This is a genomic window from Streptomyces sp. PA03-3a (assembly GCF_033792735.1).
In the GTDB taxonomy this organism is placed as follows: domain Bacteria; phylum Actinomycetota; class Actinomycetes; order Streptomycetales; family Streptomycetaceae; genus Actinacidiphila.
On record NZ_JARAVM010000059.1, the window covers coordinates 21520 to 31441 of the forward strand.

The 9922-nt window shown below is 71.2% G+C and carries 8 protein-coding genes and 1 pseudogene; 7 read left to right on the forward strand and 2 right to left on the reverse strand.

Going from position 1 to position 9922, the window contains the following annotated elements:
* The first annotated feature begins 86 nt into the window (after positions 1-86).
* The 6 genes from PV342_RS38480 to PV342_RS38505 all read left to right on the forward strand — a co-directional run bounded on the left by PV342_RS38480 (position 87) and on the right by PV342_RS38505 (position 7827).
* Complete coding sequence (locus PV342_RS38480; RefSeq protein WP_500320804.1) at positions 87-1076, forward strand: NAD(P)-dependent alcohol dehydrogenase; 990 nt, start codon at positions 87-89, stop codon at positions 1074-1076.
* A gap of 381 nt (positions 1077-1457) precedes the next feature.
* Entirely contained in the window at positions 1458-2756 is a 1299-nt protein-coding gene (locus tag PV342_RS38485) for an RNA-guided endonuclease InsQ/TnpB family protein (RefSeq protein WP_500320807.1), read from the forward strand.
* Positions 2725-4509 (forward strand): nucleic acid/nucleotide deaminase domain-containing protein, encoded by a 1785-nt coding sequence (locus PV342_RS38490; RefSeq protein WP_396349313.1) that lies wholly within the window; start codon positions 2725-2727, stop codon positions 4507-4509. The genes PV342_RS38485 and PV342_RS38490 overlap by 32 nt, the downstream gene beginning before the upstream one ends.
* Before the next feature lie 64 nt (positions 4510-4573).
* Complete coding sequence (locus PV342_RS38495; RefSeq protein ID WP_018559503.1) at positions 4574-5146, forward strand: SUKH-4 family immunity protein; 573 nt, start codon at positions 4574-4576, stop codon at positions 5144-5146.
* A gap of 35 nt (positions 5147-5181) precedes the next feature.
* Positions 5182-6051: a nucleic acid/nucleotide deaminase domain-containing protein gene (locus tag PV342_RS38500; RefSeq protein WP_400808440.1), complete on the forward strand. Its 870-nt coding sequence runs from the start codon at positions 5182-5184 to the stop codon at positions 6049-6051.
* Between the two features lie 213 nt (positions 6052-6264).
* Positions 6265-7827 (forward strand): WD40 repeat domain-containing protein, encoded by a 1563-nt coding sequence (locus PV342_RS38505; RefSeq protein ID WP_500320805.1) that lies wholly within the window; start codon positions 6265-6267, stop codon positions 7825-7827.
* Between the two features lie 62 nt (positions 7828-7889).
* Here PV342_RS38505 and PV342_RS38510 read toward each other — a convergent pair whose 3' ends face one another.
* Both PV342_RS38510 and PV342_RS38515 read right to left on the reverse strand, forming a co-directional pair.
* Positions 7890-8318 carry a VOC family protein gene (locus tag PV342_RS38510; RefSeq protein ID WP_500320808.1) on the reverse strand — a complete coding sequence of 143 codons (429 nt, stop codon included), beginning with the start codon at positions 8316-8318 and terminating at the stop codon, positions 7890-7892.
* 204 nt (positions 8319-8522) lie between these two features.
* Positions 8523-9293, reverse strand: a complete 771-nt coding sequence (locus PV342_RS38515; RefSeq protein WP_500320806.1) for an alpha/beta fold hydrolase — start codon at positions 9291-9293, stop codon at positions 8523-8525.
* Positions 9294-9701: 408 nt separating this feature from the next.
* Between PV342_RS38515 and PV342_RS38520 the strand changes: the two are divergent.
* Positions 9702-9922: pseudogene (locus tag PV342_RS38520) on the forward strand (serine hydrolase domain-containing protein); the annotation flags it as partial.

The window sequence follows — 9922 nt, forward strand, 5'->3', positions numbered from 1 at the left end:
AGAACCTCCCTCCCTCGCCGCCCTTGACGGGTGTACGCCGTACACCTACGGTGCGCAGCAAGGGAGTTCGCACATTGGGGGGTTCGATGGAAGCGATCGTCCAGAAGAGTTTCGGCCCGCCGGAGGTTCTGCGGCTGGAGGAGGTCGACCGGCCCGAGCCGGGCGCCGGCGAGGTGGTGGTGCGGGTACGCGCGGCGGCGCTCAACCCGTACGACTGGCACATGATGCGCGGCGACCCGTACGTGGCGCGGCTGATGGGCGGCATGGGGCTGACCCGGCCGAGGACGGCCGTGGCGGGGATCGACGCCGCCGGTCACGTGGAGGCCGTCGGACCGGGCGTGCAGGGCCTCGAACCCGGTGACGAGGTGCTGGGCTTCTGCCCGGGAGCCTGTGCCGAGTACGCCCGCACCACCGCGGACCTGCTGGTCCTCAAACCCGCGGGGCTGACGTTCGAGCAGGCCGCGGCGGTGCCGATGGGGGCGGTGACCGCGCTGCGCGGTATCCGGACCGTCGGCCGGGCGCAGGCCGGGCACCGCGTACTGGTCAACGGCGCCGCCGGCGGCGTGGGCCACTTCGCGGTGCAGATCGCCGCCGCCCTCGACGCCGATGTCACCGCGGTGTGCAGCCCGGGAAACGCGGAACTGGTGCGCTCCTTGGGCGCCGCCCAGGTCATCGACTACACCCGGCAGGACTTCACCCGGTCCGGCCTCCGCTACGACCTGATCCTGGACAACGTCGGCAACCACCCGCTCAGCCGGCTGGGCCGGGCACTGACCCCGGCGGGCACCCTGGTGGCCAACGGCGGTGGATCGCCCGGCCGCATGGTCGGCGCCGTGGGCTCGACGCTGCGCCTGGTCGCCGCCGACGCCTTCGCCCGGCAGCGACTGCGCGTGATCCTCCCGGCGACCCCGGCCGGCCCCACCCGGGACGACCTGCTCGCCGTCACCGCGCTCGTTGATGCCGGCCGGCTCACCCCCGTGGTCGACCGGACCTATCCACTGGCCGAGACCGCCGAGGGCATGCGCCATGTGGAGCGGGGGCACGCCCGCGGCAAGACGGTGATCACCGTTCGCTGAAGGCCCCGGCCCGCGTCGCCCGACGGCCGTACCCCTGGGGGCCGCCGGCCGTCACGACGCGGGCCGCGCGGATTGTCGCCCGCGGATAACCCCAAAGGGGCTACTCGAACGGGTAGTTGGCCCTCGTTCGTGCCGGTGTATCCCGCGCGCCCTTTCCGAACAGCCCGTTTTCGTGAGCAGTTGACGCGGCGTCGAACAGGGCGAGACGATGCCGACCGACCGGCGCCGATGTAACTTGATTTCCCTCTGGATGCCTCGGCCTTCAAGCCGGGAGGAATGGGTCCTTGAGTCTGAGGCGCGAAGCGGCAGAGTCTGTAGATCTGTTCTGATCTGTGATCTCTTTCGTTGTCAGTGGGGGCTGTTAGGTTCCGGGGGGTGACGATGACAGTGGTGGCCGGGCAGGGGCCGGGGCATGCCCGGTTCACCTTTCGGCTGCGGGTGTCGTCGTCGGCGGGTGCCGGTTTGGAGGCGGAGTGGGCGCGGTGCCGATGGGTGTGGAATGAGTGTGTGGCGGTGTCCCGCAAGGTCCATGGTCTGAACAGGACCGCCGATGAGAAGGTCACGTGCGGCCCTGCGCAGCTGGACAGAATGCTGACTGAGGCGAGGCGGTCGATGGCGTGGCTGCGGGAGGGCAGTTCGGTGCCGCAGCAGCAGGTCATCCGGGATTTCGCCAAGTCCCGTGCCAAGGCGTTGAGGGACATCACGGCGCGGCTGCCGATGCGGCAGCGGGCGGGGATGCCCCGGATCAAGCGCAAGCGTGAGGCCGCACCGACGCTGAACTACACCACCCGGGGTTTCCGGCTCAAGGACGGACGTCTACATCTGGCGGGCGGCATCGTGCTGACGGTGGTGTGGTCCCGCGACCTGCCGTCCGCACCCTCGTCGGTACGCGTGTACCGGGACAGCCTCGGCCACTGGTACGCCTCGTTCGTCGTCGCCGTTGAGGTACAGCCGCTGCCGGCCACCGGCGCCGTGATCGGCGTGGACTGGGGCGTGCGTGAGACCGCGACCACCACCAGCGACGCCCACGACCTGACCCACGCGCAGCAGGGCAAGAACGCCGCGCAGCGCCTCGCGCGCTACCAGCGGATGATGGCTCGCCGTAAGCCTGCTCGTGGGCAGGCCGCATCCAGGGGGTACCGCGAGGCCAGGCACCAGGCGGCCAAGCTGCACAAAAAGGTGGCACGGCAACGGCAGGACACCGCCCGCAAGTGGGCCAAGCGCGTCGTGCGCGACCATGACGCGATCGCCGTGGAGGACTTTCGGCCGAAGTTCCTGGCGAAGACGACCATGGCGCGCAAGGCGGCGGACGCGGCGATCGGCGCCACCAAGGCGGCTCTTATCGAGATGGGCCGCAAGCACGGGCGGGACGTGCGCCTGGTGCATCCCGCGCACACCACCATGGACTGCGCGTCGTGCGGAGCGGGAACCAAGCACGCACTTCCTCTGTCGGAACGTACCTACACCTGCACCGCGCGCGGAGCCGTGTCCCCCAGGGACAAGAACTCCGCCCGAGTGATGCTGGTCCGGGCAGGTCTCAACCCGGCTGGTGCCGATCGTGTAAGCGCTAATGGACCGCCGGTCCCCAGCCCACGTGAGCCAGGAATCCCCGTCCATTGGGACGGGGAGGATGTCAAGGGGGTGTTCAATGGGCGTGGTGTTGCCGAGCTATCTGGATGAGGCTCTCGACCTGATCGGCGTGTCCTGGCCCAACGTCGACGAGGACGACTACCGCGAGATGGCGCAGGCCATGCGCGACTTCTCGGAGAGCCTGCGCAACGGCACCTTCGATCTGCACGCGGCCATGCAGGACATGGTGGGGGCCAACGAGGGCCCCGCCGTTGACGCCCTGGCCGCGCATTGGGAGATGGTGCGCGGCAAGCACCTCTCGGGGCTGACCGACATCGGCGAGGCGGCGGCTTTCGGGCTCGAAGCGGTCGCGGTGCTGATCGAGGGCGCCAAGCTCGCGGCCATCGTCCAACTGGGCATCCTCGCCACGGAGATCGTCGCCGCGGTGGCGGCAGCGCCCGTCACCCTGGGGCTGTCGTCCCTCGGCGGGATCGCCGGTACGCAGGCCTGCCGGATGATCGTGAAGCGGATCTTCAAGGAGGTCCAGCAGGCCGTCATCGACGAGATCATGTCCCGGGTGACCGCCCCCATCGAGGAGGCCATCGGGGCCATGGTCGGCGACCTGGTGGTGCAGGTCGGCTCGAACGCGCTGGGTGTGCAGAACGGTGTCGACCTCGGCAGGACCGCCAAGGCGGGCAAGGACTCCATGCAACTGGCCTCCGCCGGGCCGGGCGGAGGCGGTTCGGGCGGCAGCGGCGGCACCGGGGGTGCCGGGGGCGGCTCCGGGCAGATCAACGTCGATCTGCAGTCGTACGGCACCCTGCAGGACTCGCTCAAGAGCGCCGGCGACCACTTCGACGGCCACAGCATGTCGCACATCGGCAAGGCGAAGACCCACCAGGGCCGCACCCGGGGCAAGGACGCCATAGCCAACGCCGTCAACGGTGCCATGGACAAGGCGATGACCGGCATCGTCGAGGGGGTCAAGAAGGCGTCCAAACACATCGGCGACGACATGAAGCAAGGCGTCAAGCTGATGCACGACAACCACCACCAGAACGACGGCAAGATCGCCGACGACCTCCACAGGATCCACCGCCGGGAACCGAACCGTGACGAACTGCGCGACCAGATCGGCGAGCGGCCGGTCTACCTCCTCGGCGACCGCGGGAAGATCCAGCGGCTCACCAGGAACGGGCCGGTCGACCTGACCGACGCCGACCGTGACCTGCTGGGCGTGCCGCTGAAGCTCACGGGCGCGAACAACGACACCGTCCCGCGCCGTCCCAGGAATCCCGACAACCCCTACGCATGGCCGGAGAGCACCCCGGAGGAAAGGGCCGCGCGGCCGCGCAAGGCCTCCACAAAGGTCCCCTTCTACGAGGACGAACTCTCCCGCGCGACAGCGCTGGCACGCCACGAGCAGGGCAGCTACGGCAACTACACGCCGGACAAGAACACCGGCGAGCCCAAGTTCAGCAGCAACAACTACGCCGCGGCACGCGTGGAATACGAGCACGAGGACGGCAACACCCGGGATTTCATCCTGGTCGGACGGAGCAACAACCCCGTGCACTCGGAAAAGGTCCTCGGCATACCCTTCCTGCAGAACGGGACGGGGGAGCATGTGAAGGACCTCTACACCGAACGGGCGCCCTGCAGCGAGAGCAGCGACTGCGCGGCGTGGATCCAGGAATGGATGCCGCACGTCAACGTCACCCACAGCATCGACTACGGGCCGTCAGCGGAATCCATGGAGCAGGGAAACCGCGAAGTGGAGGACCGGCTCAATCGGATGTATCCGGGGGAGCGGCCCGAGAAGAGAAGCCCCTGGACCAACTTCAAGGGGCTCCACCACCACTGAGATGCCCCACTGGTACCATCTGCACCCGTCAGCCGCCCCCGAATGAAAGCCCGGAAGCCGCGAAATGAGTCCCCTGATCGACCGCGTCGCCATGGAGTCGGTTTTCGGCCCCGACGAACTGGTGACCCCGGATGACACGGCTCTCGCCGGAATCGCCCACGGGCCGACCCGGGCCTTTCTGAGGGACGTGGGCCTTCCGGACCAGATGGGCTGGTTCCAGGCGGATCAGCTGCTCGTCGACGGTGACCTGCGCATCGGCGGCGAGGCCTGGCAGGCCGTGTCGAGGAAGTACCCGAGTTGCCCCTTCGACATGTCGGCCTGGCTGTCCCTCGGCGGGATCGGCATGGACGACGTCATGGTCGACACCAGGACCGGGGTCGTGTACTGCATCCCCGAGGACGGGAGCCCGCACGTCCTCAACAGCGGCGTGGACGCGCTGGCGTTCTTCCTCCACGCGCTGGAGGAGGAACGGCCCGACTACGATCCGGAGGCCGCCACCGACGAGGGCGTCGACCCGGAGGGCGCGCACGACCGGCTGCTGGCGCTGATGCGCCGGACCGACGCCGCGGCGATGGAGAACGAGGACTCCGCCTGGTATCTCGTTCTGCGGTACGTACGGAACCTCATGCAGGACTAGCGAACCGGTACCCACCCCGTGAGGAGAACGACGACGTGACGCCCACCGGCGACCGCCTGACCGACCGGTTCGGCGCATCGGGAGTGCGGCTCCTGGAGACCGGGCCTGCGGTACCCGACTTCGTGGACGCCGCCGCCTGGGGGCACACCGCGGGCCTCGTCCTGCCTCTGCGGGTGAACCCGTACTTCCACACGCTGCCGGAGGAGCCGGTCGGACTGCGCGCGTACGCGCGGGGCATCGGCAGGGATCTGGAGGGCGACCCCCACGCCTCCTGGACCCGCCTCGGCTCCGACCGCGCCTTCGACCTCTGCGTCGCTCCCGACGGCAAGGTGTGGGGCGTACTCCTCGGCTACGACGAGCCGGACAGGTTCGTCAGCTCCAGCCCGGCGCTGTTCGCCGAGAGCCTCCTGGAGGTGGACACCCTCCTGGAGGCCGTCACCACCGGCGAGGACCCCGAGCAGGCGTCGGCCGCCTACCAGGCCACGCTCCGCCGGCTCGAGTCCGCGGACCCCGAGGCCTTCGCCGATCCGGAGCACTGGTGGCCACTGGTGCTGGAGGACATCCGCACCACCGCCAGCGTCCGGTCCTTCGCGACGTTCGAGTTCGCCGCCCCGGACGGCACCAAGCACCTCGTCAGCGAGCCGGGGTCGATCTGCGTGCACGCGGAGGAACGGACCTGGTCGCGGATGTACGCGGCAGGTGTCGAACCCGACCAGGTCACCCGCATCCACACCGAACTCGAGCCCTGCTTCATGCCGGGTCACTACTGCTCGATGTGGCTCGAGATGAGCTTCCCCGACGCCTCCCTCACCCACAACGTGTCCTACGGCGAGACCGCCGAGGAACGGGTCGCCGGCATCAGGGAACTGCAGGCCTTCGTCCGAAGCCAGTCCGAGAAGGGGTGACCCGCGCTGACCACGTCCGGCACCCCTGCGTGGCCGCCCCTTGACGGCCCGGCCGCCCGCCCGGCGCCCGCCCTCCTCGCCTGGGCCGCCGACCCCGGCGACGACCGGCCGCGTGCCGCCCTGGTCACCGGACCGCGCGGTACGGGCAAGAGCCGGCTGATCGCCTGGCTGGTCGCGGGATCGGCCGCCGACCCCCGGATCACCGTGCACGCCGTGGGTTTCGCGCGCGGGCAGACCGCCCGCACACTGGCCTGGCAGCTCGGCCGGCAGCTCGGCTACGGCCCCACGGAGCCGGACGAACTGCTGGGACGGCTCCGGGCGGACCCGCGACCGGTGCTGCTCGCCGTCACCGATCTCCACCAGGCCGGACGGGGCCCGGCCCACCTGCCGTCCGGCCGACCCGGCACGGTCGTCGACGACCTCCTCGCCCCGCTGCTTCAGCTGCCGGCCCTCCGCATGCTCATCGAGACCGAAGCACGGGAACTCGCCCGCACACCGGACGCGCTCGTGCTGACGCTGGAACCCGCGGACGACGCCCACCCCATGGGGACACCGCTGCCCGGCCCCCGCCCGGAGGGCGCCGCGACTCCTGCCGCGCCGGCACCGGGCCGGGACTGGCGCACCGCGTCGGCCGACGAGCGCGAACACGCCCTCGACCGCGCGCTGACCACGGGCGCGGCCCACGAACTGCTCAGGGACCCCGGCTACCTCGTGTACGGATCGGTCCCGGCCATCACCGCCACCCTGGCGGACCCCGCCGTCCCCCTGCCTCCGAGCCTGCGCGCCGTGTGGGCCGATGCGGCACCCGCACTGGCGGCCCCGGACCTGCCCGACTCCCAACGGGCCGCCGTCCTGCACGCCGCGGCCGTCGGCACCGACCCGCGCCTGGCCGAGTACTTGAGGCCACTGGCCGAGTCGGGCCCCTGGACCACGTCGTGGTCCCGGCCGTCGCGACCCGCGGACGCCCTCGCCCTCCTGCCGGGCGCCGCCGGTTCCGACGGCACCGTCGTGTCGGCGAACGGTCTGGGGCAACTGGCCCGGATCGCGCTCGCCGACGGTCAGGTCGTCGCGAGCCCGTCGTCGGGCGGCACGCCGTGGCAACCGGTGGCGCTCACCGCGGTGACGGACGACTGCCTGCTGGCCCTCGACGGATCGGGGACGCTCCACCCGCTCCCGCTGGCCACCGGGGCCCAGGTGCCCATGGGGCTGGGCTACCTGGCCCTGCACCACAACTCCGCCTCGCTGGCCTCCCTTCCCGAGCGTCCCACCGCCGTGGCGTCGACCCCGCGCCACGTCGCCGTGGCGGACGGCCAGGGCCGCGTACGCCTGTGGCCCCTGTACGACATCGGGCCCGGCCCCCGCGGCGTCGAGCCGCACCGCACCGGTGTGACGGCGGTTGCCTGCCTCGACGTCTCCGACGCCGCCGTGCTGGTGGTGACCGGCGGCCTCGACGGCACCGTCAGGCTGTGGGACACCGAGGGCGGCGACAACCCGCCGGACCCGGTCGAGCGCCGCGCGGCGGTCCCCGTGGCACTGGCCGTGGCCGACACCGACGACGCCGGACCCGTCCTCGCCGTCGCCTGGTCCGACCGGCGACTGCACCTGTGGCATCTGCTGAGCGGACGCAGGGCCGTCGTCCCCGCACTGCACGACATCCGGGCCCTGGTCCTCACCGCAGGCGGCCACCTGGTGTCGGCCGGGCACCGGGGCGTCCGCAGCACCAGGCTCGACCTGGCCGCCCTGTGGGCCCGGGAGGCCGGGATCCCGGCCGGGTAGGCGACCGTCCGGCCCCGGGCCTGCGCCCGGGGCCGGACGGAACGGAGGTCGGCGGCCGCCGGCTAGGGACGGGCGTAGGGCCGGGTCAGGACCTCCATGTTGTGGCCGTCCGGATCGGCGAAGTACGCGCCACGACCACCGAACAGGCGGTTGATCCGACCGGGCTCGGTGTGGCCGGGGTCGGCGTGGTGAGTGACGCCGATCGCCTTTAGACGGGCGATCACCTGGTCGAACAGCTCCTCGGTGACCAGGAAGGCGTAGTGCTGCGACTGGATCGGCTCGTCGCGCTTCTCGTAGTAGTCGAAGGTGACGCCGTTGCCGAGCTCGACGGGGAGGAACGGCCCGAAGGGTGCGCCGACCTCCAGGCCCAGCACGACGGCCAGGAACTCGGCGGACAACCGCCGGTCACGGGCGTAGACGGCGGTGTGGTTCAACTGGGCGGGAGCCGGGCGCGGCTCGATCGCAGGGGGGTTCTGCCGGTCGTTGGACATCGATGACATCGGTCTCCGGGTCTCGGGTTCGCTGGGATCGGTGCCGCACGGGGGCACCGCGGGGAGACTCGGGAGGAGGGCGGGGCTCTGGCCCGCCTCGCGCTCACGCCAAGGCCGGCGAACCTGTTCGTGCTTGGCTCGAGGCCGACCCGGCAGTCACCTGATGGAATCTAGTGACTGCCGGGGGCGCGGGCAACATCGGGGTCAGGCGGTGATGCTCTCGGCGGCACGGAGGATGAGGCGGGCGACGGCCTCGGGCCGGGAGACGGAGACGGCGTGGGATGCGTCGATCTCCTCGGTACGGGCCTGCGCGCGCTCGGACATGAAGCGCTGCGCGGCCGGGGGGATGTTGCGGTCGGCGGTGGCGACGAGGCTCCAGGAGGGGATCGCCCGCCACGCGTCCGCGGTGGCCGGCTCCTCCAGGGCGGCCGCGGCGATGGGGCGCTGGGTGGCGGCCATCAGGTCGGTGACGGTGTGCGGCACGTCGGCGGCGAACTGGTCGTGGAACGCCTCGGTCTTGATGTAGAGGTCGGTGCCGGTCCCGGTGTCGGTCAGGGGTGAAGCCGCCTCGTCGGTCAGGGGGAAGGGCAGCGCGTCGAGGTTCGGGCCGAGGGTGCTCCCGGGGTACTTGTTCGACAGCTCCAGGGCGCTCTCGCCCTTGTCGGGGATGAACGCGGCGACGTAGACCAGTGCCTTGACCTTCGCCTCCCCGGCGGCGGCTTCACTGATCACGGCGCCGCCGTAGGAGTGCCCGGCGAGGACGACGGGGCCTTCCACCCCCTTCACCACGCTCGCGACGTACGCGGCGTCACCGGCCAGGCCGCGCAGCGGGTTGGCGGCCGCGATGACCGGATAGCCGGCCTCCCGCAGGTGCGGGATGACGCCGTTCCAGCTGGAGGAGTCCGCGAACGCGCCGTGCACCAGCACGATGGTGGGCTTGTGCGGGGCGGGGCGGGTGGCGGTGGTGTCGTTCATGGTGGTTCTTCTCCTCGGACGGTGCGGGTCGTTTCCTTCGCCGGTGCGCCGCTGGGGTGCTGCCCGACACCGAGAAACTTAGCGCCATATTGCCTCGTGCACAAGTTACTTGTGAGCAATCAAATGTCCGGCCCGTGGACGGCGACGGCGTGCCGGACGGCGCCCGGCCGTCGGACGACACGAACCCCTGACTCGCCAAAAGGCTGATGCTCTGTCACATTGACTGCCTACAAGGTTGGTTGGTGGCGCCCGGACATGGGGGCGCCCGTCCCTCGCCGAGAGGCCGGCGTTAATGTCGGTGTCACAGAACCGGAGCGGGGCCGGTCAGTTGGTGTGGAGCCGTGAGCGCTGCGGGCGCTGGGCCCGCGTGCCGTCCCACGCTCCTCCACCGACGACAGAGAGAACCGGATGCGCTTCACCATTGCGGGCATCGCGCTCGCGAGCACTGCCGTGATCACCACCCTGGCCGCCTCGCCGGCCGTCGCCGCGGCCCCGTCGCTTCCCGCCCCGGACATCGCGGGTGTCCTGGCCGTCCAGAAGCAGGCCATGGCGAACGGCGCCCCGGGGGCGCTGACCCGTATCGACTCGGGCAGTTCGAGCTACCGCATCGCGTCCGGGCAGGCGGACAC

Coding starts and splice junctions, on each gene's coding strand:
- PV342_RS38515 (WP_500320806.1), bottom strand. CDS start 9,293: ATGAACGACACCACCGCCACCCGCCCCGCCCCGCACAAGCCCACCATC.
- PV342_RS38485 (WP_500320807.1), top strand. CDS start 1,458: ATGACAGTGGTGGCCGGGCAGGGGCCGGGGCATGCCCGGTTCACCTTT.
- PV342_RS38510 (WP_500320808.1), bottom strand. CDS start 8,318: ATGTCCAACGACCGGCAGAACCCCCCTGCGATCGAGCCGCGCCCGGCT.
- PV342_RS38495 (WP_018559503.1), top strand. CDS start 4,574: ATGAGTCCCCTGATCGACCGCGTCGCCATGGAGTCGGTTTTCGGCCCC.
- PV342_RS38480 (WP_500320804.1), top strand. CDS start 87: ATGGAAGCGATCGTCCAGAAGAGTTTCGGCCCGCCGGAGGTTCTGCGG.
- PV342_RS38490 (WP_396349313.1), top strand. CDS start 2,725: ATGGGCGTGGTGTTGCCGAGCTATCTGGATGAGGCTCTCGACCTGATC.